We start from the raw sequence: 21,177 nt of genomic DNA on the forward strand, positions 1-21,177 counted from the left end.
CAAAAACCGTAGCCGCATCGGCGGATCTCGTGGCGAGCCTGTGGATAACTCCACGGAGGGTGACGAACGTGCAGGTCAGAGATCTGTGATCGGTTTTGGTTCGGGCTGGCGCGCATCCACGTCGAGGTGCTCCCCGACCCGGTTGACCAGCAGCGTCATCTCGTAGGCGATCTGGCCTATGTCCGCCTCCGCGCCGCTGAGGACGCACAGACAGCTGCCCGTTCCGGCCGCGGTGACGAAGAGCACCGCGTCGTCGAACTCGATCATCGTCTGGCGTACGCTGCCCGCGCCGAAATGCCGTCCGGAGCCCTTGGCCAGGCTGTGCAACCCGGATGACACGGCCGCGAGGTGCTCCGCGTCCTCGCGGCGCAGTCCCGTGCTCGCGCCGGTCACCAGGCCGTCGTTGGACAGGACCAGTGCGTGACGCACTTCGCGGACGCGCTCGGTCAGGTCGTCCAGCAGCCAGTCGAGTCCCTGGTTCTGCACCATCTTCCGTTCTCCCCGTGTTCTCCCCGTGCGATGACCCTCCTGGCCGGAGGATCTCCATCTCAGCCTTCCCCACGACCGGGGCAGGGGCAAGGAGGATGGGAGCCATGGCAGAGAAGATGACCGATGCGCAATGGCGGGAGTTCGTCTCCGACGGCACCCGCACCGCAAAGCTCTCCACCGTCCGGGCCGACGGCAGCCCGCACGTGGCTCCGATCTGGTTCCTGCTGGACGGGGACGAGGTGGTGTTCAACACCGGCAAGGAGACCGTGAAGGGGCGCAACATCGTCCGGGACGGCCGGGTCGCCCTGTGCGTGGACGACGACCGCCCGCCGTTCTCCTTCGTGGTGCTGCAGGGCCGCGCCCGTGTCTCGGAGGACCTGGACGAGGTACGGCACTGGGCCGGCCGGATCGCCGCCCGCTACATGGGCGAGGAGCGCGCCGAGGAGTTCGGCGCGCGCAACGGCGTCCCCGGCGAACTCCTCGTCCGTGTCACGCTCGACAGGGTGCTGGCGGAGCGCGGCATCGCGGGCTGACCGCGGGAAGGCCTTGTCGGACTCCGAAGAGGCCTACCTCCGGAGTCAGCCGACCGAGTCGAGCAGCCGGGCGGTGTGCATCCGCCCGGCGTACTCGACGAGCCGGATCAGCACCTCCTTTCCCGAGTCGCGGTCGCGCGCGTCGCACAGCACCACGGGCGTGCCCGTGTCGAGGTCGAGGGCGCGGGAGACGTCCGGGGCGCCGTGCCGCCGGGCGCCCGCGAAGCAGTTGACGGCCACGACGAAGGGGATCCGCCGGTGCTCGAAGTAGTCGACCGCGGGGAAGCAGTCCTCGAGGCGACGGGTGTCCGCGAGGACGACCGCGCCGAGTGCTCCCTGCGACAACTCGTCCCACAGGAACCAGAATCGGTCCTGGCCCGGCGTTCCGAACAGGTACAGGGAGAGGCCGGAGCGGATGGTGATGCGTCCGAAGTCCATGGCGACGGTCGTGGTGGTCTTGTGGTCCACGCCTTCGATGTCGTCCACCGACTGGCCCGCTTCACTGAGGAGTTCCTCGGTGCGCAGCGGCCGGATCTCGCTGACGGCGCCCACCAGCGTGGTCTTGCCCACGCCGAATCCGCCGGCGACCAGGATCTTCAGCGCCAGTGCGGCGGTGTCGCCGTCCGGGGCGTCGGAGTGCTCGGAGACCATTGATCACTTCTCTCGGGAGTGCCGGGTGTCGGGCAGGCGTGAGTGGTGGAGCGGGTGGTCTGGGGCTCGGCGCCGGCAGACGGGAGTACAGCCGGTGCGGTACGTGGCGGGCTACAGCGCTCTCAGCCCCTCGATCACCTCGCGCAGGATGCGTTCGTCGGGCAGTTGCGCCGGTGGTACGGGGCGGCTGACGGTGACGCAGCCGAGTTCCAGGAGGTCGCCGAGGAGGACCCTGACCACGCCTACGGGCAGGTCCGCACCGGCGGCGAGTTCGGCGACCGACTGGGTCTCCGGGCGGCACAGGTCGAGGAGGTTGCGGTGCTCCGGGCCGAGCGGGGCGTCGTCCACACCGGGTGCGCCCGGGTCCAGCGTGACCAGGGCGATCAGGTCGAACCGTACGCCGGTGGGGCCGGGGCGGGTGCGTCCGCCCGTCATGGCGTAGGGGCGGACGAGCGGGCCGGCCTCGTTGTCGTACCACTGGCTGCCCTGCTCGTGCTGGGTGTCCGTCATGTCCTCGGTCATCTGCGTGGACCGTTCTCCCGGTTCATCCGGCCGCGGGTGGCTGCGCGGCCACCCGGGGTGCCGTGCCGAGGTGCTCGCCGACGCGTTTGACCAGGCGGGCCATCTCGTAGGCCACGAGGCCGATGTCGGCGGTGACGGCGGTGAGGAGGGCGAGGCAGGAGCCGTCGCCCGCGGCGGCCACGAACAGGAAGGCCTCGTCCATCTCAACCATGGTCTGGCGGACTCCGCCTGCGCCGAAGTGCCGGCCCGCACCCTTGGCGAGGCTGTTGAAGCCCGAGGCGACCGCGGCGAGGTGCTCGGCGTCCTCACGGCGCAGTCCGGTCGACGCGCCCACGGCGAGGCCGTCGTTGGACAGCACCACGGCGTGCCGGATGTCGCTGACGCGGAGCACCAGATCGTCCAGCAGCCAGTCGAGTTCGCCGGAACGCCGGGCGGACTGGGTGCTCGGGTCCTGGATCATGCGGGGTCTCCTTCGCTGCTGTCGCTGCCGGTCGCGGGGCCGGGAGTGGTGCCGCGGCCGGGTCGCCTGCCGCCGCCCCGCGCCCAGCCGTCGCGATAGGCGGCCATGCGGTCCCGGACGAGTTCGGGGGTGCGCTCGTCGTCCCGGGGAGCGGGTGCCGACGGCTGCTCCTCGGGGCGCCTTTCGCGCAGTTGGGGAGCGAGGCTTGCCTGCCGCACGCGGCGCGGAAGGTCGTCGGAGTCTTCGGGCTGCTGCGGTGGGCGGTGCAGTCGCAAGGTGGCGACTCCTGAGGGTGGGGTCTGGCTCGGGGTCTCCAAGTGACGCGGACTGTCCACGTGGGGCGAGGTCTCCGCCTGACGCGCGGCCTCGGGCTCGGCGGCGGCCGGCACGGGCGCCACGAGGGCGCGCCGGTCGGCCTGGGCCGGGACGGCGTCCTGGAGGAAGGTGTCGTCGGGCACGCGCGCGTAGGCGCGTTCCTCCGGCTGCCGCGCGGGTTCCGCCGCCTCCGGGGACCGTTCGGCCGCCCCGGTGTGGAGCAGGGCGGTGGGAAGCAGGACGACCGCGGTGGTGCCGCCGTACGGGGATGTCCGCAGGTGGACCTTGACGTCGTGCCGGGCGGCGAGCCTGCTGACCACGAAGAGGCCGAGCCTGTCGCTGTCGAACAGGTCGAGTGCCTCGGACTGGGCGATGCGGCGGTTGGCCTCGGCGAGAGTCTCCTTGCCCATGCCGAGGCCGCGGTCCTCGACCTCGACGGCGTAGCCGTTGCCGACGGGTTCGCCGGTGACGCGCACGCGCGTGTGGGGCGGTGAGAACTGCGCGGCGTTCTCGATGATCTCGGCCAGCAGATGCGTGAGGTCGGCGACGGCCGCGCCGACGACGGCTGCCTCGGGGAGTTGCCGCACCTCCACGCGCGCGTAGTCCTCCACTTCGGAGACTGCCGCTCGGACCACGTTCGTCAGGGAGACCGGCATGCGCCAGGCACGGCCGGGGGCGGCCCCGGAGAGGATGATCAGGCTCTCGGCGTGGCGCCTCATGCGGGTGGTGAGGTGGTCGAGGCGGAAGAGGTCGCTCAGCTCGTTCGGGTCGTCGGAGCGGCGTTCCATGCTGTCGAGGAGGGCCAGCTGGCGGTGGACGAGGATCTGGCTGCGGCGGGCGAGGTTGACGAAGACGCCGGAGATGCCGCTGGCGAGTTCGGCGCGTTCCACGGCGGCCCGCAGCGCGGCGCGGTGCACGGTGGTGAGGGCCTCGGCGACCTGCCCGGTCTCGTCCTCGGCGGGCGCTCCCGGTGGGGCCTCGGCGCGGACGTCGATCTCTTCGCCCGCCCGTAGTTTCCGCATGGCGTCGGGGAGTTTGCGGCGGGCGATCTCCAGGGCGCTGTTGCGCAGGCTGACCAGTTCCACGACGAGGCCGCGTCCGATGCGGACGGAGATGACGAGCGAGGCGGCGACGGCGGCGAGGCCGAGCAGGACGGCGGCGCCGGCCGGGGTGAGCAGTCCCCGGGTGAACGGGTCGGCCCGCTCGGCGACTCCGCGTGCCGCGTCGTCCTCGATGGTGCGCATGCCGTTCTGCACGCGCGCGTAGGGCGTGTTCCAGGTGCTCTCGGGTGCCGCTTCGACCGCCTTCGCGCCCGGCCCGCGGGCCAGGATTCCGTCCTCGACCTCGCCGAGGCCGGTGTAGGCACCGTCGGCGGCGAGGGCGTCCCAGGCGAAGCGTTCGGTGCCGCTCAGGTCCGCGACGGCCGACTCGGTGAGCGTACGGCGCAGATCGACGGCGCCGGTGAAGAGCCGGAGCCGCTCTCCGGTCAGGGTGCCGTCCAGGCGGGCACTCGCCAGTACCGCGTCCTCCCGGGCCAGCGCCTCGCCCGCGCGGGCGAATTCGAGCAGCACGCGCGCGTCCGAGCCGAGGTCGGCGTCCCGGATTCCGGTGAGGGCCCCTCCGACCTCGAACGCGGCCGAGATGGTCCCGGTGTAGCGGTCGTACGTCTCGGCCCAGCCCGCGTGCCCGTCCCGCACGGCGGTGCGCAGCGGCCGCAGTTGCTCCGCGCCGGAGACGAACGCCTTCAGCCGCTGGGCGACTCCGGCGGGCAGTTCCCCGCTGTCGGCGACGGTGGTGCCGTTGCCGAGGCGCAGTTGTGCGACGGCCCGGTCGGTGCGCCGGGCGAGTTCGTCCAGTTCGCCGGTGCGGACGGCGTTCGGGTCGGTGGCGCGGCGTACGGCGGCCGCGCGTTCGGCCTGGAGGGCGGCGACGGCGGCGGAGACGGGGGCGCGGACCGTGGCGTCGACGCGCTGGACCTGGCGGAGCCGGGAGACGTCCTGGGCAGTGGTGACCGTGGCGTAGGCCCACAGGGCCAGGAGGGAGACGACCGGCACCATCAGCAGAGAGATGATCTTGGCGCGCACGGTGCGGGGGCGTATGTGCCAGCGATCCGCGCGCGTGGGGGCCCCTGCCGGCGCGGCGTCCGAGGGCGTGTCGGGGCCTTCGTCGGCCGGTGGTCCGGCGTGCGCGCGGCGGCCGCGCACGGGAGAGGGCGGCGCGTCGGCGCCGGCTGTGGGGGTCCTACGGGGTGTTCGCATGGACTCCTCGCTCGGGAGTGGTTCGGGGCGTACGGGCCGAGGCCATGGCCAGGGGGACCCGGGGCTCGGGGCGTACGGGCCGAGGCCATGGCCAGGGAAACCCGGGGTTCGGGGCATACGGGCCGAGTCCCTGGCCGCAGCGGCCCTCGTGGCTCATCGGCCCTCCGAGGCACGGCCGGCGTCCGCCCGGCTAGGGGGCGACGCCCTGGACCGGCCGCTGGGCCGAGGCGGACGCCGCGCGCTCCCCCGCCGTCGGCGAAAGGGCGACGAAGGCCGAGGTCAGGAAGAGGTAGGAGCCGAGGCCGACGGCGAGGGGGAAGATGAACTGCATCGCCGTCGCTCCGGGCAGGGCCTGCGCGGAGGGCGTCACACGCACGCCCACCGCGAACATGCCGGTGTAGTGCATGCTGCTGACGGCCGCGCCCATGATCAGGGAGGCGATGGTGACCGCCACGGGCGACTTGATGTTGAGGGCCGCCCACAGGGCCGCCGTCGCGGCGACGACGGCGATCAGGACGGAGAGTGCGACGAGCAGCGGATCGTAGGTCACGTCGCCGTGCAGCCGGACGGCCGCCATGCCCAGGTAGTGCATGCTCGCGACGCCGAGGCCGGTGGTGAGCCCGCCGGCGAGCAGGGCCCGGCCGCGGTCCTTGCCGTAGCCGACGGCGAAGACGCCGGCGCAGACGACGACCATGGCGACGAGCAGGCTCAGGAGGGTGAGCGGCACGTCGTAGCGGATGTCGGTGCCGGTGACGCCGAAGCCGAGCATGGCCACGAAGTGCATGGTCCAGATGCCGGTGCCGATCGCCGAGGCCGCGGTGACGAGCCAGTTGCGGCGCGAGCGCCCGGTGGTGGCGAGCGCGCGCACGGTGCAGCGCAGACCGAGCGCGGCGCCTGTGCAGGCCATCACGTACGACAGTGCGGGGGTCAGCCACCCCAGGGCTGCGTGGTCCAGGTGTCCCATGGCCCAGGGACGCTAGACCCGGCAGAGGCGCGCGAAGGGGGCGCAGTTCGAAAGGTGTTGGAATATGACCCAAGGGTGTACCGGAGCGATCGGGTCACGCTCGAACGTGTGCGCTGAGACGTCATCCGTGCCTGTGCAGCGTCACCCCTGGCAGTGAGGCGTCATCCGTACCGGTGAGGAATCATGCGGTACATGAGCGACGAGCAGACGCGTGTTCAGGAGTTCTTCACAGCCCGCGCCGCCGACTGGGACAGCCGGTTCCCTGACGACGGGCCTGCCTATGCCGCCGCGGTCGCCGAGCTGGGGCTGCGGACGGGTGACCGGGTGCTCGACGCGGGGTGCGGCACCGGACGCGCCCTGCCGCCGCTGCGAGCCGCCGTGGGGGCCTCAGGGGCGGTCCTCGGGGCGGACCTGACCCCAGCCATGCTGCGGGAGGCCGTACGGGCCGGACGGGACCGTGACGGGCAGTTGCTCCTCGCGGACGTCGCGGCGCTGCCCCTGCGCTCGCGGTCGCTGGACGCCGTGTTCGGGGCGGGCCTCATCTCGCACCTCGGGAACCCGGCCGAGAACCTGCGGGAGCTGGCGCGTGTGGTGCGCCCCGGCGCGGTGCTGGCGCTGTTCCACCCGATCGGCAGGGCGGCTCTCGCGGCTCGCCACGGTCGCCCGCTCACCCCGGACGACCTGCGCGCCGAGCCCAATCTCGGCCCGCTGCTGGCCGGTTCCGGGTGGCGCCTGACGTCGTACGTCGACGAGGACTCCCGGTTCCTCGCGCTCGCCGTGCGCGAGGACTGAGCCGCCGCGTCACCCGGCCTCGGCGTCCGGCGCCCCGTGCCGCACGGGGCAGCCCCCGAGGCCCGGCACCGGGCGGGTGCCCAGGTCGGTGATCCGGTAGCCGTACGGGTAGCCCTTGATCTCCCGGTTCTGGCGGGCGAAGTGCGGGGCGCGCCGGGGCGGCAGCAGGCGCACGGCGCGGCCCCGGAGCCGCACGGCGCGACGCACCCACGCACGCGTGGCGTCACTGGGCGGGGTGTAGCGGAATGCGCGCAGCAGCGAGTCGTCGAGCAGCGCGAGGGTCGTGGGGCGCAGCAGGGGCGCGAGCGGGCCGGGGTACCAGGAGGCCATCAGGTCGAGCGTGGCATCCGAGACCCGCCGGGCGTCCTCGTCCCAGGCGAAGTGGGCGGCCTCGTAGGAGTCGAGGCAGGTCTCGAACTCCTCGTAGGTGCTGGGGATGTCCTTGATGCCCATGTGCCGGCCCAGAGTGCGGTAGTGGACGACACTGGCGACGGTCTCCTGGCGTGACATCCTGCGCCAGCCGTAGGCGTCGATCCACCGTTTCGGCATCACGACGAACGTGCAGAGCACGTAGCGCATGTCGTCGTCGCTGATGTCGTAGCTGCGGTGCATCTGGTTGATGCGGCGGATCGCGGTGCGGCCCAGGTCGCTGCCGAAGCCGTGCTCGACGATGGCGTCCAGGAGCAGCGAGGTGTCGTCGTAGCGCTTCTGCGGCCGGTCCGTGAGCTCCGCGGTGCGCGCGAGCAGCCGGCCGATGCCAGGGACGGCGTAGGTGCGGTACAGGGCCAGCTCCAGGGCGCGGGTGAAGTCCCAGGGGAACTCGTACGCCACGCTGAGCCGGTAGATCTCTGTAGCCTCCTCGTACGGGTCCATCCGCCGGATCTGTTCGAGCCGCGCATAGCGCTTCACCGTGCCGCCCCCTTCTGCCACAGGTTCTCCAACTTTACGTTGGTGACAGGGAGATGGATGACCGGGCACGGCAGGAGCACAGGGGGAAGGTGGTCAGCATGTGGGACAGGTTCCGCAAAGCCGGGGGACGGGTCGCCGATGCCATGCGCACGGAACCGAAGGCCGACGGGGACAAGCGTCCGCACAACCTCTTCGAGGCCGCGGCGACGTACGTGACGGCCGGGGCGCAGGACGACCAGGAGCGGGCCGACGAGGCGGCCGGCTGGGTGTCGCCGGAGGCGCTGTCGTTCGGCGTGAACGAGCTGGCCCGCCGGGCCGTGATCGCGCTGGCCCGGGAGCGCGGTGAGTCGCCGGAGACCGTGGCGCGCGGGTTGCTGGGACTGCCGGCGGCGTGATGCGCGCGGGCCGGACGGCCGATTCGCCCCGTCCGCCGGAAAACTGCAGCTCGGCGTGCGCATGCGAGGCCGTGACAAGGGGCTTGCGGGCGCACTAGGGTGCGCGCCGGTGGACGAACCGATGGGGAGGCTGGGATGGCCGGGACGGACGAGGAAGCCGTCGCCGCCGAGGACGATGCGCTCTATGTGCTCACGGCGGTGCTGCTGACGCCGGCGAAGTTCCCGAGTGTGCTGGGCGACGACTACCCCGAGGCATGCGCGGCGCTCGGTCTCGCGCCGCTCGCCGACGGGTACGGGCTGGTGCTCGGGCAGGACGGCGAGGGCGCCCGGTGGACGGTGGCCATCGACGACGTTTCCCTGGTGGCCGTCGCGATCGCGTCCTGGGACTGCGGCATGGAGTACGAGCTGTCGCCCGACGAGCGCACGGTCGTCGCGGCTCTGCCCGGCTGGCCCCTCGCGGTCGCCGTCGCGGCCCCCGGGGTGCCCGCGCCGCACGATCCGGGCCCGGAGGCGGACGACCGGCCTCCGCTGACTCCGCCGGACACCAGCGTCTGGGGGCCGGCGCAGCGGCGTCTGGGCGCGGACGAGATCGCGCTCCAGTGGGCGGTGTGGCGGGAGCAGGTCGACGACACGGAGTTCCCGACGCCCGCGGCCTCCGGAGAGCCGGGTGACGAGGGCGGACCGGACAGCGAACAGGACCGTGAGCCGGACGGCCGCGGGGAGAACGGGCAGATGGGGGGCCGCAGCGGCATCCGGCGTGTTCTCGCGGAGGCCCGCACGTACATCGACTCGCCGCCGCCGCTGGGCCGGGTGCGGTCGTCCTTCGCCTCAGGTGACGCCCGAACCCTGCGAGCCGACGGTCCGGGCTGGTCGCTCGTCGCCCGGACCGACGACATCGCCTTTGTGCTGCTCGACGAGGAACCCGGCGAGGTCCTGCCGGTGGGCCGGGGCCCGGAGCTGCCGGGTCTCCTCGACGCGCTGGACAAGATCGCCGTACGGCCGAACTGAGCCGGCCGGGCCGGGCTGAGCCGATTCAGCCGAGTCTGGCCGATCCAGACCGGTTTATCCGATTCGGTAGGCCCTGACTGATACAGCCTGGCCTGACCGACTCAGCCCGGCCTGGCCGACACGGCTGGGCCGAGGCAGTTCGGCTCGGCCCAGCCACCGCCGCACACATGAGGCCATACCGCGTCAGCGCGCCTCAGCGGCCGAGCTCCTTGCGCGTGGCGCGGCGCAGCCTGCGCCGCTGGGATGGATCCAGCGTGAGGTACGCGGCGGCCGGGACTCCCAGGATGATCAGGAGCGATGCCCACCAGGGCAGCCAGATCAGCAGGATGAGCCCGACCGCCACACCGCCCGCGGCGATCTTGGCGTTCTTCGACATGACTGTCGCCTCCTTCGCGGCCACTGCCGCTCTCTGTCTCGAAAACGGACCCGCCTCCACGGCGGTTCCGGACCGCGACCCTGAGACATCCCTGAGGTGCGACCCCGACGCACCCCCGAGACCTCCATGGTGACCCGGCTCACACCTCTTCCACACCCATGTGCACCGGAAGTGCTGTACTCTCGGCGACTCCGCTCTCACTAGTCAAATTTGAGGAATCAGCTATAGCCGAGCATCCGACTCTCCCGGCACCCTCCTCCGACCTCTCCGAACTGGCCATGTGCAGCTCCGTGTTCCTGCCCGGCGACCCCGCGCGCACGGGCAGGGTCGCCTTCTGGCGGCCGGACGGCGTCGCCCCCGTCGTGGATGCTTCGCCCGTCACCGACCTGACCGTCGCACTGCCCCGTGACGGCGGGATCGAGGCAGCCCGTGTCCCCGCCGCCCTGCTGCCGGTGGGCACGGCGCTTCCGGTCCTCACGCGTGCGCGTGCCGTCGGACACGGACATCGGTCCACCGTCTTCTGGGGAGCGGCCACCCTGCACGCCCTGCACCTCGTGGCGCGCGGACTGCTGCTGCCCGGACTGTCCCCCAGCGACCACGACGCCTGGCGCACCGGCCCGCTGCGCGCCCAGGACATCGAGGCCGTACGCCGGCTCGCCGCCGCGATGCCGCCCGAGGCGCACGCCACGCCCCTGGAAGGCGCCGGACCGCTGCTGCTGCCCGACCCTGAGCAGCTCCTGCGCGCCTTCCTCGACGCGGTCGCCGACACCCTGCCCCGCTCCCCCGCGGCGCCGCTGGTGACGGGCGGCCCCGCCTACAGCAGCCCTGAACCGGTGCGGCTGCCCGAGCAGCGCGCCTGGGCCGCCGATGTCGCCGCGGGCCACGACGCGGGCGTGCGGCTGTCACTGCGGATCGAGGCGGATGGACTGAAAGACGCGGCGGACGGTCTGACGGACGCGGCGGACAGTTTGGCCGACGCGGCGGACGAGGGCGCGGACGTCACGTTCCGGGCCGTGCTCCAGGTGCACAGCGTCAGCGATCCGGCGCTCGTCGCGGACGCCGCGGACGTCTGGGCCGGCGCCACGGGCGACGCCTTCGGCCCGCGCGCGCGGATGGACGCGCTGCTCGCGCTGCGCCGGGCCGCCCGGGCCTGGGCCCCGCTGACACCTCTGCTGTCGGCTGCCGTGCCGGACGCGGCCGAACTCGCCGACGAGGAGGTCACCGACCTGCTCGGCGCGGGTGCCCGCGCGCTCCGGGCGGCCGGGGTCGACGTGCACTGGCCGAAGGGGCTGTCCCGTGAGCTCAGCACGCACGCGGAGGTGGGACCCTCCGACGGCGGTCCGGAGTCCGGCAGGGAGTTCGCCGGGCTGCCGTCGTTCCTGTCCGCCGACGCGCTGCTCGCCTTCACATGGTCGTTCGCCGTGGGTGACCGGCGGCTGGACCGCGCGGAGCTGGACCGTCTCGCCGAGGCGAAGCGCCCGCTGGTGCGGCTGCGCGACCAGTGGGTCCTGATCGACCCTGAGGAGGCACGCCTGGCCCGCTCCGGGCAGGACCGCAAGGTGACACCGGTGGACGCCCTCGGCGCGGCCCTGACGGGCTGGGCGGAGGTGGACGGCCGCCGGGTCGAGGTGCGGCCGACCGGCTGGCTGGCGACGGTGCGGGAGCGGCTCGCGGACCCCGAGGGGCAGCAGCCCGTGGAGCAGCCTGCCGCCCTCGCCGCCACCCTGCGGGACTACCAGCGGCGGGGCCTGAACTGGCTCGCCGGTATGACATCCCTCGGCCTGGGCTGCTGCCTCGCCGACGACATGGGGCTGGGCAAGACGATCACGCTGATCGCCCTCCACCTGCACCGGCAGTCCGACGCCGGGTCCGCCGGACCGACCCTGGTGGTCTGCCCGACGTCCCTGATGGGCAACTGGCAGCGGGAGATCGAACGGTTCGCGCCCGGCACACCGGTGCGGCGCTTCCACGGTGCGCGGCGCGGCCTGGAGGGGCTGGCCGACGGGGAGTTCGTGCTCACCACGTACGGCACGATGCGCCTTGACGCGCCCCGGCTCGCCGGCGTTCCGTGGGGCATGCTCGTGGCGGACGAGGCCCAGCACGTGAAGAACCCGTACTCGTCCACCGCCCGGGAGCTGCGTTCCATCGGTGCACGCGCGCGCGTGGCGCTCACCGGCACCCCGGTGGAGAACAACCTGTCGGAGCTGTGGGCGATCCTCGACTGGACGACTCCGGGCCTGCTGGGCCGGCTCGGCACCTTCCGCCGGCGGTATGCGGAGGCCGTCGAGGGCGGTCAGGACCCGGCCGCGGCCGACCGGCTGGCCCGGCTCGTACGGCCCTTCCTGCTGCGCCGCCGCAAGTCGGACCCCGGCATCGCGCCCGAGCTGCCGCCGAAGACGGAGACCGATCACGCCGTGTCGCTCACCCGGGAGCAGGCGGCGCTGTACGAGGCCGTGGTGCGCGAGGCGCTCGCGGAGATCGCCGGCGCCGGCAGCATGGCCCGGCGGGGTCTGATCGTGAAGCTGCTGACCGGCCTCAAGCAGATCTGCAACCACCCGGCGCAGTACCTCAAGGAGGAGCGGCCGGTGATCTCCGGGCGGTCCGGGAAGCTGGAGCTCCTGGACGAGTTGCTCGACACGATTCTCGCCGAGGAGGCAGGCGTGCTGGTGTTCACCCAGTACGTGCAGATGGCCCGTCTCCTCGAACGGCATCTGGCAGCTCGCGGCACACCCTCGCAGTTCCTGCACGGAGGGACGCCCGTCGCCGAGCGCGAGGCCATGGTGCGGCGCTTCCAGGACGGCGAGGTGCCGGTGTTCCTGCTGTCGTTGAAGGCGGCGGGCACCGGGCTGAACCTCACCCGCGCCGAGCACGTCGTGCACTACGACCGCTGGTGGAACCCGGCCGTCGAGGCGCAGGCCACGGACCGCGCGTACCGCATCGGCCAGCTGCGGCCCGTGCAGGTGCACCGGATCATCGCGGAGGGAACGATCGAGGACCGCATCGCCGAACTGCTGCTGCGCAAGCGGAAGCTGGCGGACGCGGTCCTGAGCGCCGGTGAGGCGGCACTCACGGAACTGACGGACGCGGAACTGGCGGATCTGGTCGCGCTGCGAGGGGGCCTGCGATGACTCGGCACGAAGACGGCGACATGGAACGCACCTTCGCGGCACTGCCGCCCGCGCACGGGAAGGGCTTCGCGCAGACCTGGTGGGGCCAGGCCTGGCTGACGGCCCTGGAGAGCACGGCGCTGGACTCGGCGCAGCTCAAGACGGGCCGCCGGCTCGCCCGTGCGGGCGCGGTCGGGACGGTGTCGGTGCGCCCCGGGCGGCTCACGGCCGTCGTCCTGGACCGCGACCGTACGGCGCACCGGGCCGACGTCCTGCTGGAGGAGCTCTCGCCCGAGCAGTGGGACCGCTTCCTCGACATAACGGTGGAGCGGGCCGGTCACGTGGCGGCGCTGCTGGACCGGGAGATGCCGCCGCACTTGGTCGAGGACGCGGCGGACGCGGGAGTGGAACTGCTCCCGGGCCTGGGAGACCTGGAACCGGAATGCGACTGCGAGGCATGGGACCACTGCGGCCACACGGCGGCGCTCTGCTACCAGGTGGCCCGGTTGCTCGATCAGGACCCGTTCGTGCTGCTGCTGATGCGGGGGCGCGCCGAGGGTTCGGTGCTGGACGATCTCCAGAGCCGTAGCGGTACGTCCGCGGCGGAGCCCTCGGCTCCGGAGGGTGTGGACGCCGCCGAGGCGTACGCGGCCGGTGACATCCTGCCTCCGCTGCCGCCCCTGCCCGAACTCCCCGTCGAGCCGGGCGTACCGCCGTCCCTCGACACCGAGACTCCACCGGCCCCCGGCGTCGACCCGGCCGCGCTGGAGTTCCTGGCCGTGCGGACCGCCGTAGAGGCCCATGGTCTGCTCCGGGGAGCGCTCCGGGCGGAGCCCTGTCTGGAGGTGACGTCGGCTCAGGACGCGGTACGGCTGGCCGCGGGTGTTCCCGGGCCGGAGATGACCGACCGGCTCGCCGCCGGGTCGGGGCGCGGCAGGGAGGGGTTGGCGACGGCCGTGTGCGCCTGGCGTCACGGCGGTACGGAGGCACTGTCGGTCCTGGACGAGGAGTGGCAGCCGCAGGACGAGACGCTCGCACGCGCGCGTGCCGCCCTGGACTCGGCCTGGGAGACCGGTGAACGGCCTCAGTTGCGAGCCCGGGCCAACCGCTGGACGGTCGTCGGCGCACCGGTCCAGCTGCGCCTCGGACGGGACGGCCGCTGGTGGCCCTACCGCAAGGAGCGCAGCCGGTGGCAGCCCGCCGGGGGCGCCGCACAGGATCCGGCGACGGCGCTGGCGTCGGTGACGGCTGCGGCGTCGGCGGAGCCCGCCCCCGAAGAAGGGACCTCCCTCTGAAGATCTTGGGGGTGCGGGCGTCAGGGCACTGGTTCGCCGGGGTCCAGGGACGGAAGGAGCGATTCGAGATCGCTCGGAAGGTCACTGGGCAGATCGCTCGGCAGCTTGGTCGGGAAGCCCGACGGCAGCCGGGTCGGCAGATCGCTCGGCAGCCTGGAGGGCAGCTGGGTGGGGATGCCGAAGGACGGGGCGGGAGTGGCGCTCGTGCTCCCGCCGGACGGCTCCTCGTCCGACGAGTCACCCCGGTCCGAGGCCATCAGCACCACGAGCGACACGGCGGCGACGGCCACGAACACGACGAGGAGGACGAACAGCGGGTTCCGGCGCCGGGGAGGCCCGGGCGGATGCGGTGGTACGGGCGGCATGGCCATACCGACCAGAGTCGCCGCGCGCCCCTCGGGCCGGGAGGGGCGCACGGAAGCTGATACGGACTCATGGCGTGGACCGCATGATTCCGGAGCATGTCGGGCCCGCCGGCCGGCCGGACCATGACGGGCCCGCCGGCCGGCCGGACCATGACGGGCCCGTCGAGTCGACCAGCTGTCGGGCCCGGCGGCCGGCCGGAGTGACCGGCCGACGGCCCGCACGCGCGCGTGGCCTCAGCCACGTGCCCCCAGCAGATGATCCATCGCCAACTGGTCCAGGTGCTCGAAGGCCATGCCACGCGCGGCAGCCGCCTCCACGTCGAACGCCTCGAACGCCGACCGGTCGCCGAGCAGCGCCTGGAGGCCGTCCGCGGCGGTGGGCTGCGCCAGCTCGTCGAGACGGGCCGCGCCCAGGGCCTCCTGGACCTCCGGGTCGGCGCGGAAGGCGGCGGCGCGCTCCTTGAGGATGAGGTAGTTGCGCATGCAGCCGGCAGCCGAAGCCCACACGCCGTCGAGGTCCTCGGTCCGCGGCGGCTTGAAGTCGAAGTGCCGCGGACCGGCGTATCCGGCCGACTCCAGCAGGTCGACCAGCCAGAACGCGGCCCGCAGGTCGCCGGCGCCGAAGCGCAGGTCCTGGTCGTACTTGATGCCGGACTGGCCGTTGAGGTCGATGTGGAACAGCTTGCCCGCCCACAGCGCCTGCGCGATGCCGTGCGGGAAGTTCAGCCCGGCCATCTGCTCGTGCCCGACCTCGGGGTTCACGCCGTACAGCTCCGGCCGCTCCAGGCGCTCGATGAACGCCAGGGCGTGGCCCACGGTCGGCAGCAGGATGTCGCCGCGCGGCTCGTTCGGCTTGGGCTCGATCGCGAAGCGCAGGTCGTAGCCCTGGGAGGTGACGTACTCGCCGAGCAGGTCGAAGGCCTCCTTCATCCGGTCCAGAGCCGCGCGGACGTCCTTGGCGGCGCCCGACTCGGCGCCCTCACGACCGCCCCAGGCCACGTACACCTGGGCGCCGAGCTCGGCGGCGAGGTCGATGTTGCGGATGGTCTTGCGCAGGGCGTAGCGGCGCACGTCGCGGTCGTTGGCGGTGAACGCGCCGTCCTTGAAGACCGGGTGCGTGAAGAGGTTGGTGGTGGCCATCGGGACCTTCATGCCCGTGGCGTCCAGGGCCTGGCGGAAGCGCTTGATGTGCGCCTCGCGCTCGGTGTCGCCCGAGCCGAACGGGATCAGGTCGTCGTCGTGGAAGGTCACGCCGTGGGCGCCCAGCTCGGCCAGGCGCTGCACCGTCTCGACGGGGTCCAGGGCACGCCGGGTGGCGTCGCCGAAGGGATCCCGGCCCTGCCAGCCGACGGTCCACAGGCCGAAGGTGAACCTGTCCTCGGGGGTGGGCTGGTAGCTCATGCCGCGGCTCCTTGCTCGCTGAGGCTATTTCGTCATGCCGATTTACAAATTAGTATGCGGGCACCTCTCTGGGAAGAGACAAGGTGCCTCCGAACGGAGACACGTGCCGCGCGCAGTAGGGAGAAGCCCGATGTCAGCAGCCGAGGGTCCGCTCGTCGTCGGTGTGGACTCGTCCACCCAGTCCACCAAGGCGCTGGTCGTCGACGCGTCCACCGGACGGGTGGTCGCGAGCGGCCAGGCGCCGCACACGGTCTCCTCGGGGGCCGGGCGGGAGACCGATCCGCGCCAGTGGTGGGACGCGCTCTGCGAGGCCCTGCACCAGTGCGGTGAGGCGGCGCACGAGGCCGCCGCGGTGTCGGTCGGCGGGCAGCAGCACGGCCTCGTCACCCTGGACGGCCGGGGAAGTCCGGTGCGGCCGGCCATGCTGTGGAACGACGTACGCTCGGCGCCGCAGGCCCGCCGGCTGACGGAGGAGCTGGGCGGCGCGAAGTTCTGGGCGGAGCGCACCGGAAGCGTGCCGGCCGCCTCGTTCACGGTCACCAAGTGGGCCTGGCTGGCCGAGCACGAGCCGGAGGCGGTGCGCGCCACGAAGGCCGTGCGCCTCCCCCACGACTACCTCACCGAGCGGCTCACCGGGCAGGGCACGACCGACCGCGGCGACGTCTCGGGGACCGGCTGGTGGGCGTCCGGGACCGAGGCGTACGACGAGGAGATCCTGGCGCACGTGGGGCTCGATCCGGCCCTGCTGCCGCGTGTGGTCCGGCCCGGCGAGGTGGCGGGCACGGTGCACCGCCACGATCTGCCGTTCTCCAAGGGCACTCTGGTCGCACCCGGGACCGGCGACAACGCCGCGGCGGCACTGGGCCTCGGGGTGCGGCCGGGTGTGCCGGTGATGAGCCTCGGCACCTCGGGCACGGTGTACGCCGTGTCCCGGCACCGGCCCGCCGACCCGAGCGGCACGGTGGCGGGTTTCGCCGACGCCCGCGGCGACTGGCTGCCCCTGGCCTGCACCCTGAACTGCACGCTCGCCGTCGACCGCGTCGCGGCGCTGCTGGGCCTGGACCGCGAGGCCGTGGAGCCCGGCACGGCGGTGACCCTGCTGCCCTATCTGGACGGCGAACGCACCCCGAACCTGCCGCATGCCTCGGGCCTGCTGCACGGCCTGCGCCACGACACGACCGGCGGGGAGCTCCTCCAGGCCGCCTACGACGGGGCCGTGCACTCCCTGCTCGGCGCGCTCGATCTGGTCCTCGACGAGGACGCGGACCGTTCGGAGCCCCTGCTGCTGATCGGCGGCGGGGCGCGGGGCGCGGCCTGGCAGCAGACCGTGCTGAGGCTCTCGGGACGTCCCGTTCAGGTGCCCGAGGCCAAGGAGCTGGTCGCGCTCGGCGCCGCGGCGCAGGCGGCCGGGCTGCTGACCGGGGAGGATCCGGCGGCTGTCGCGCGACGCTGGGGCACGGCGGCCGGGCCGGTGCTCGACGCCGTCGACCGGGACGAGGAGACGCTGGCGAGGATCGCCGGGGTACTCTCCGACGCGGCTCCGCTGCTGGAGCGGCCCACGGACACCCACTGAGGACTGGCGTCAGGCATGACCGCACCGCTGCACGAGGCCCGTCCCGCCGGGCCGGGACGCGCCCTGCCCGACACCCAGCAGGGCATGCGCCGCCGCAACCTCTCCCGTGTCCTGCACGCCGTCCGCGACGAGGGGCCGCTGTCCCGGGCCGCCGTCGCCTCGCGGATCGGTCTGACCCGCGCGGCGGTCTCGACGCTCGTCGACGAGCTCATCCGCTCGGGGCTCCTCGAGGAACTGGGGCCCGAGCGGCCCGGCCGGGTGGGCCGCCCCGGTTCCGCGCTCGCGGTCAGCGCTCGCGGCCCGGCCGGGATCGGCGCGGAGGTCGGCGTCGACCATCTGGCGGTCTGTGCCGTCGACCTGCGCGGCGCGACCCGGTCACGGGCGATACGGCAGGGAGCCAACCGCGGCCGCTCCCCTCGGCCCGTGCTCGCGGAACTCACCGGCCTGATCCGGCAGGTCGTCGCCGAGGCGGAGGGCGAGGGCCTGTGGCCGGCCGGACTCGCGGTGGCCGTGCCGGGCCTGGTGGCGCGCGACGGCCGGACCGTCGTGCGCGCCCCGAACCTCGGCTGGCACGACACGGACCTCGGCGCACTGCTGCCGTCGGACCTTCCGCTGACGGTGGACAACGAGGCCAACTTCGGTGCCCTCGCCGAACTCTGGCTGGGCGACGACACGCCCCGCGACTTCCTGCACGTCTCGGCGGAGATCGGTATCGGTGCCGCGGTCGTGGTGGACGGCGGGCTGCTGCGCGGAACGCGCGGATTCGCGGGCGAGTTGGGGCATGTGCCGGTCCGGCCGGACGGGCCGGAGTGCGCCTGCGGCGGCCGGGGCTGCCTGGAGCAGTACGCCGGTGAGGAGGCCGTGCTGCGGGCGGCCGGCCTGGAACCCGACGAGGACCGGGTCGGGCTGCTCGCCGGGCGTGCCGCCAAGGGCGACGAGTCCGTACGGCGGGCCCTGCGCGACGCGGGTACGGCGCTCGGTGTGGCCCTGACGGGGGCGGTCAATCTGCTCGACCCGGAGAGTGTGGTCCTGGGCGGGGAACTGTCGGGTCTCGCCCCCTGGTTGCTGCCCTCGCTGCGGGAGGAGCTGGCGCGGCGCACGGCAGGTCCGGCCTGCCCCGTGTCCGTGTCCGGGCTGGGCCCTCAGGGGCCGCTGCTGGGGGCCGCGCACTCGGTGGTCCGGTCGGTGCTGGACGATCCGGCGGCCGTCGCCGCACAGGCCTGAGACGAACCGTCGCCCTCGTGGGCCGACATGTCCGAAGTCATCCAATCACCCGACCGGGTGAGGGAGTTGTCCACATCCGCGGGCCCGTCCACCGTTTCGCACCGCATCCTCCCGACCGACCGGCGGGCGCCGTAACTTGATCACAGCGAGCCGCGACCGCAACGGCCGCGGCTCCGCGCAGTTGAGCAAGAGACACCCTCCCGTCGAGCCCGGAAGGCACACCCATGCAACGGACCAGCCCCCTCCCCAGCAGGCGAGGCATCCTCGCGGCCGCCGCCCTCACCGCCGTCCCGGCGGCCCTGCTCCACAGCCCTCGGGCGGTCGCCGGGCCCCAGACCGTGGACCACCCCGGAGCGGCATGGCAGCCGGCGAACCGCGGCAACTACACGCCGTCGAACCGACCCCGCGCCCACCCGTTGCACTACGTGGTCATCCACGTGGCGCAGACGACCTGGTCCGGCACCCTGAACGTCTTCCGGAACCCGGAGAAGAAGGTGTCCGCGCACTACGTGGTGCGTTCCTCCGACGGCCGCGTGGCGCAGTGCGTGCGCGAGTCCGACATCGCCTGGCACGCGGGGAACTGGCACTACAACACCCGCAGCATCGGCATCGAGCACGAAGGCTGGGTGGACCGGCCCGGGTACTTCACCGACGTGATGTACGAGCGGTCGGCCCGGCTCACGGCCGCGATCTGCGAGAGGTACGGCATCCCGAAGGACCGCGCGCACATCATCGGCCATCACGAAGTACCGGGCAGCGACCACACCGATCCGGGCCGGCACTGGGACTGGAAGCGCTACCTCAGACTCGTCAAGTCCGCCTGAACGCCTGGTCGGGGCCCCGCGGTCCACCTCACGTCCCGGTTACAAATCGCTCAACCCCTGGTTGCGGGCGGGTGAGCAGGCGACGATGGGGTCATGACTCTGGCCCAGCGCGCCATGGAGCGCCTGCAGGCCTGGCCCGACCTGATGGCGGGCCCGGCGAGTTGCGGTACCGGAAGGGCCCTCCGTTCCGTCCGTGACGAGATCGTCCACTTCCACTCCGCACGGGATGTGGACCTCCACCTCACCCGCCGGGCCATCCAGCGCTTCCACTACGACCTCGCCGGTTCGAGTGCGATCCACCTGCTGCCCGGATCGTGCTGGGTGACGGTCCACCTCGACTGCGAGGCGGACGTCGACCTGCTGCTGAGCCTGGTGAGCATCGCCCTCAAGGCCCATCAGACCCCGCCCGCCGACGACGGCGAGCCGCGGCTCGCCGGGTGCAACTTCCACCGGGTCACGGTGCTGCCGCGTGACGCCGTGGCGGGCGGCTGAGCCTTGGCGGACGAACCGGAGGCGGTCAACGCCGAGGCCTGGGACGCGTACGGGGCGCACCATGTTCGACGGGGCACGGCGCTGCCCGAGGCAGCTCGGATCGACTGGGGGTTCGACGGCGGCGGGCCGGGCAGCGAGGTGCTGGGGGCGCTGACGGGCCGGCGGGTCCTGGACCTTGGATGTGGTCCGGCCCGGCACGCGGCCCATCTGGTCCGGGACCACGGTGCGCTGGTGGACGCGGTCGACGCCTCGGCCGGACAGTACGAGCGGGCCCGCGCCCGCTACGGCTCGCTGCCCGGGCTGCGGCTGGTCCTGGGCGACGCGGTGGACCAGCTGCGCTCGGCCGAGCCGTACGACGTCGTCTACTCGGTCAACGGCGTTCCGTACATCGATCCGCGCCGGCTGCTGCCCGCTCTCGCCGGGGCGCTGCGGCCGGGTGGCAGGCTCTGCTTCACGGTCCTGCACACGAACAGTCATGGTGACGGGCCGTCGGACCGGGTGGTCGCCCGGCCCGAGATCCTGCGGCTGGCGGGCGGCGGTGAGGTCACCGTCCACATGTGGGTTCTCACCCCGGAGCTCTGGACGGCGTTGCTCACCGAGTCCGGGCTGCGGGTGGAGGGGATCGACGTCCTCGACGCCCCGGAGGCCGGCAACCAGGCCTCCTACCGGCTCTTCCGGGTGACCCGGCCGGTCCGGGTCTCCTCCAGGCCGCGCGTCGACAAGCCGCCTCTGTCACACGCCGCGCTCGGGGTGGGTGCCATCCTGTACGGGCCTCGCGGGCTGCTGCTGGGCCGGCACCGGCGCGGGACGTGGGAGCTGCCCGGCGGGACGGTGGAACCCGGGGAGTCGTTGCGGGAGACGGTCGTGCGCGAGCTCGGCGAGGAGACGGGGCTCGTGGCCCGGCCCGAGGACGTCCGGCTGCTCGGGACGCTGCTGGACGACGCGGGCGGTGTCGTCCGTATGACCGTGGCCGCCCACGTCACCTCCTGGCGGGGCGAGCCGTCGGACCAGCCCGGGGAGAGCGTGGGCCGCTGGCGCTGGTTCGCCTTGGACCGGCTGCCGGAGGAGCTGTTCGTGTGCAGCGCACAAGCCCTCACCGCCTGGCGGCCCGGCCTGCCGATCGACCACACGCCCGCGCACTTCACGCCGTACGCCACCGGAACGGGCGACAGCTGAAGCACCCAGAGGGGTGCGTTTTTTCAGCCGTTCCCGCGTAGTCCGCGC

At 73.2% G+C, this 21,177-nt stretch carries 21 protein-coding genes; 11 read left to right on the top strand and 10 right to left on the bottom strand.

Translation table 11 applies throughout. From position 1 onward, the window contains the following. Window positions 1-75 precede the first annotated feature (75 nt). Window positions 76-489 (bottom strand): roadblock/LC7 domain-containing protein, encoded by a 414-nt coding sequence (locus tag IGS69_RS03690; protein WP_190896935.1) that lies wholly within the window; start codon window positions 487-489, stop codon window positions 76-78. A gap of 104 nt (window positions 490-593) precedes the next feature. Here IGS69_RS03690 and IGS69_RS03695 point away from each other — a divergent pair, with 104 nt between their 5' ends. Continuing rightward, complete coding sequence (locus IGS69_RS03695) at window positions 594-1,022, top strand: PPOX class F420-dependent oxidoreductase (protein WP_190896937.1); 429 nt, start codon at window positions 594-596, stop codon at window positions 1,020-1,022. Between the two features lie 45 nt (window positions 1,023-1,067). Here IGS69_RS03695 and IGS69_RS03700 read toward each other — a convergent pair whose 3' ends face one another. From IGS69_RS03700 to IGS69_RS03720, 5 genes are all read right to left on the bottom strand, one after another. Beyond that, window positions 1,068-1,673, bottom strand: coding sequence for a GTP-binding protein (locus tag IGS69_RS03700; RefSeq protein ID WP_190896939.1), 606 nt, complete (start codon window positions 1,671-1,673; stop codon window positions 1,068-1,070). 111 nt (window positions 1,674-1,784) lie between these two features. Continuing rightward, a complete protein-coding gene (locus IGS69_RS03705) occupies window positions 1,785-2,195 on the bottom strand; it encodes a DUF742 domain-containing protein (protein WP_190896941.1) in 411 nt (136 codons plus the stop codon). A gap of 22 nt (window positions 2,196-2,217) precedes the next feature. Next, complete coding sequence (locus IGS69_RS03710) at window positions 2,218-2,655, bottom strand: roadblock/LC7 domain-containing protein (RefSeq protein ID WP_031107026.1); 438 nt, start codon at window positions 2,653-2,655, stop codon at window positions 2,218-2,220. Further along, complete coding sequence (locus IGS69_RS03715; protein ID WP_190896943.1) at window positions 2,652-5,228, bottom strand: sensor histidine kinase; 2,577 nt, start codon at window positions 5,226-5,228, stop codon at window positions 2,652-2,654. Before IGS69_RS03715 ends, IGS69_RS03710 begins: the two co-directional genes overlap by 4 nt. A gap of 190 nt (window positions 5,229-5,418) precedes the next feature. Then, a complete protein-coding gene (locus IGS69_RS03720; protein WP_190896944.1) occupies window positions 5,419-6,192 on the bottom strand; it encodes an MHYT domain-containing protein in 774 nt (257 codons plus the stop codon). Window positions 6,193-6,384: 192 nt separating this feature from the next. Here IGS69_RS03720 and IGS69_RS03725 point away from each other — a divergent pair, with 192 nt between their 5' ends. Beyond that, window positions 6,385-6,984, top strand: a complete 600-nt coding sequence (locus IGS69_RS03725) for a class I SAM-dependent methyltransferase (RefSeq protein WP_190896946.1) — start codon at window positions 6,385-6,387, stop codon at window positions 6,982-6,984. Between the two features lie 9 nt (window positions 6,985-6,993). Here the strand turns inward: IGS69_RS03725 and IGS69_RS03730 are convergent, their stop codons facing one another. After that, the gene (locus IGS69_RS03730) at window positions 6,994-7,893 is read right to left on the bottom strand and encodes an oxygenase MpaB family protein (RefSeq protein WP_190896948.1); all 900 of its coding nucleotides are present in this window, start codon (window positions 7,891-7,893) and stop codon (window positions 6,994-6,996) included. A 98-nt stretch (window positions 7,894-7,991) separates the two neighbouring features. Here IGS69_RS03730 and IGS69_RS03735 point away from each other — a divergent pair, with 98 nt between their 5' ends. Together IGS69_RS03735 and IGS69_RS03740 are read left to right on the top strand one after the other, a co-directional pair. Beyond that, on the top strand, window positions 7,992-8,288 hold the full coding sequence (locus IGS69_RS03735; protein WP_190896950.1) for a hypothetical protein: 297 nt from the start codon (window positions 7,992-7,994) through the stop codon (window positions 8,286-8,288). Between the two features lie 135 nt (window positions 8,289-8,423). Continuing rightward, the gene (locus IGS69_RS03740) at window positions 8,424-9,296 is read left to right on the top strand and encodes a hypothetical protein (protein ID WP_190896952.1); all 873 of its coding nucleotides are present in this window, start codon (window positions 8,424-8,426) and stop codon (window positions 9,294-9,296) included. A gap of 193 nt (window positions 9,297-9,489) precedes the next feature. Here IGS69_RS03740 and IGS69_RS03745 read toward each other — a convergent pair whose 3' ends face one another. Then, window positions 9,490-9,672 carry a hypothetical protein gene (locus IGS69_RS03745; RefSeq protein WP_010040978.1) on the bottom strand — a complete coding sequence of 61 codons (183 nt, stop codon included), beginning with the start codon at window positions 9,670-9,672 and terminating at the stop codon, window positions 9,490-9,492. A gap of 278 nt (window positions 9,673-9,950) precedes the next feature. Here IGS69_RS03745 and IGS69_RS03750 point away from each other — a divergent pair, with 278 nt between their 5' ends. Both IGS69_RS03750 and IGS69_RS03755 read left to right on the top strand, forming a co-directional pair. After that, the gene (locus IGS69_RS03750) at window positions 9,951-12,800 is read left to right on the top strand and encodes a DEAD/DEAH box helicase (protein ID WP_190896954.1); all 2,850 of its coding nucleotides are present in this window, start codon (window positions 9,951-9,953) and stop codon (window positions 12,798-12,800) included. After that, a complete protein-coding gene (locus IGS69_RS03755; RefSeq protein ID WP_190896956.1) occupies window positions 12,797-14,074 on the top strand; it encodes an SWIM zinc finger family protein in 1,278 nt (425 codons plus the stop codon). Before IGS69_RS03750 ends, IGS69_RS03755 begins: the two co-directional genes overlap by 4 nt. Before the next feature lie 20 nt (window positions 14,075-14,094). Here the strand turns inward: IGS69_RS03755 and IGS69_RS03760 are convergent, their stop codons facing one another. Further along, the gene (locus IGS69_RS03760; protein ID WP_190896958.1) at window positions 14,095-14,445 is read right to left on the bottom strand and encodes a hypothetical protein; all 351 of its coding nucleotides are present in this window, start codon (window positions 14,443-14,445) and stop codon (window positions 14,095-14,097) included. Window positions 14,446-14,673: 228 nt separating this feature from the next. Further along, entirely contained in the window at window positions 14,674-15,840 is a 1,167-nt protein-coding gene (gene xylA / locus IGS69_RS03765) for a xylose isomerase (protein ID WP_190896960.1), read from the bottom strand. Between the two features lie 130 nt (window positions 15,841-15,970). On the opposite strand from xylA, the gene xylB reads away from it, so the two are divergent. From xylB to IGS69_RS03790, 5 genes are all read left to right on the top strand, one after another. Continuing rightward, a complete protein-coding gene (xylB, locus tag IGS69_RS03770) occupies window positions 15,971-17,413 on the top strand; it encodes a xylulokinase (RefSeq protein WP_190896962.1) in 1,443 nt (480 codons plus the stop codon). Between the two features lie 15 nt (window positions 17,414-17,428). Continuing rightward, complete coding sequence (locus tag IGS69_RS03775) at window positions 17,429-18,637, top strand: ROK family transcriptional regulator (protein WP_190896964.1); 1,209 nt, start codon at window positions 17,429-17,431, stop codon at window positions 18,635-18,637. A 224-nt stretch (window positions 18,638-18,861) separates the two neighbouring features. Beyond that, window positions 18,862-19,461, top strand: coding sequence for an N-acetylmuramoyl-L-alanine amidase (locus IGS69_RS03780; RefSeq protein WP_190896966.1), 600 nt, complete (start codon window positions 18,862-18,864; stop codon window positions 19,459-19,461). Window positions 19,462-19,554: 93 nt separating this feature from the next. Further along, window positions 19,555-19,953: a luciferase domain-containing protein gene (locus IGS69_RS03785; protein ID WP_185013545.1), complete on the top strand. Its 399-nt coding sequence runs from the start codon at window positions 19,555-19,557 to the stop codon at window positions 19,951-19,953. A gap of 3 nt (window positions 19,954-19,956) precedes the next feature. After that, entirely contained in the window at window positions 19,957-21,129 is a 1,173-nt protein-coding gene (locus IGS69_RS03790) for a bifunctional class I SAM-dependent methyltransferase/NUDIX hydrolase (RefSeq protein ID WP_190896968.1), read from the top strand. Window positions 21,130-21,177: the final 48 nt, after the last annotated feature.

This window comes from Streptomyces tuirus (genome assembly GCF_014701095.1).
Classification (GTDB): Bacteria; Actinomycetota; Actinomycetes; order Streptomycetales; family Streptomycetaceae; genus Streptomyces; species Streptomyces tuirus.

Coding starts and splice junctions, on each gene's coding strand:
- IGS69_RS03690 (WP_190896935.1), bottom strand. CDS start 489: ATGGTGCAGAACCAGGGACTCGACTGGCTGCTGGACGACCTGACCGAG.
- IGS69_RS03695 (WP_190896937.1), top strand. CDS start 594: ATGGCAGAGAAGATGACCGATGCGCAATGGCGGGAGTTCGTCTCCGAC.
- IGS69_RS03700 (WP_190896939.1), bottom strand. CDS start 1,673: ATGGTCTCCGAGCACTCCGACGCCCCGGACGGCGACACCGCCGCACTG.
- IGS69_RS03705 (WP_190896941.1), bottom strand. CDS start 2,195: ATGACCGAGGACATGACGGACACCCAGCACGAGCAGGGCAGCCAGTGG.
- IGS69_RS03710 (WP_031107026.1), bottom strand. CDS start 2,655: ATGATCCAGGACCCGAGCACCCAGTCCGCCCGGCGTTCCGGCGAACTC.
- IGS69_RS03715 (WP_190896943.1), bottom strand. CDS start 5,228: ATGCGAACACCCCGTAGGACCCCCACAGCCGGCGCCGACGCGCCGCCC.
- IGS69_RS03720 (WP_190896944.1), bottom strand. CDS start 6,192: ATGGGACACCTGGACCACGCAGCCCTGGGGTGGCTGACCCCCGCACTG.
- IGS69_RS03725 (WP_190896946.1), top strand. CDS start 6,385: ATGAGCGACGAGCAGACGCGTGTTCAGGAGTTCTTCACAGCCCGCGCC.
- IGS69_RS03735 (WP_190896950.1), top strand. CDS start 7,992: ATGTGGGACAGGTTCCGCAAAGCCGGGGGACGGGTCGCCGATGCCATG.
- IGS69_RS03740 (WP_190896952.1), top strand. CDS start 8,424: ATGGCCGGGACGGACGAGGAAGCCGTCGCCGCCGAGGACGATGCGCTC.
- IGS69_RS03745 (WP_010040978.1), bottom strand. CDS start 9,672: ATGTCGAAGAACGCCAAGATCGCCGCGGGCGGTGTGGCGGTCGGGCTC.
- IGS69_RS03750 (WP_190896954.1), top strand. CDS start 9,951: ATGTGCAGCTCCGTGTTCCTGCCCGGCGACCCCGCGCGCACGGGCAGG.
- IGS69_RS03755 (WP_190896956.1), top strand. CDS start 12,797: ATGACTCGGCACGAAGACGGCGACATGGAACGCACCTTCGCGGCACTG.
- IGS69_RS03760 (WP_190896958.1), bottom strand. CDS start 14,445: ATGGCCATGCCGCCCGTACCACCGCATCCGCCCGGGCCTCCCCGGCGC.
- xylA (WP_190896960.1), bottom strand. CDS start 15,840: ATGAGCTACCAGCCCACCCCCGAGGACAGGTTCACCTTCGGCCTGTGG.
- xylB (WP_190896962.1), top strand. CDS start 15,971: ATGTCAGCAGCCGAGGGTCCGCTCGTCGTCGGTGTGGACTCGTCCACC.
- IGS69_RS03775 (WP_190896964.1), top strand. CDS start 17,429: ATGACCGCACCGCTGCACGAGGCCCGTCCCGCCGGGCCGGGACGCGCC.
- IGS69_RS03780 (WP_190896966.1), top strand. CDS start 18,862: ATGCAACGGACCAGCCCCCTCCCCAGCAGGCGAGGCATCCTCGCGGCC.
- IGS69_RS03785 (WP_185013545.1), top strand. CDS start 19,555: ATGACTCTGGCCCAGCGCGCCATGGAGCGCCTGCAGGCCTGGCCCGAC.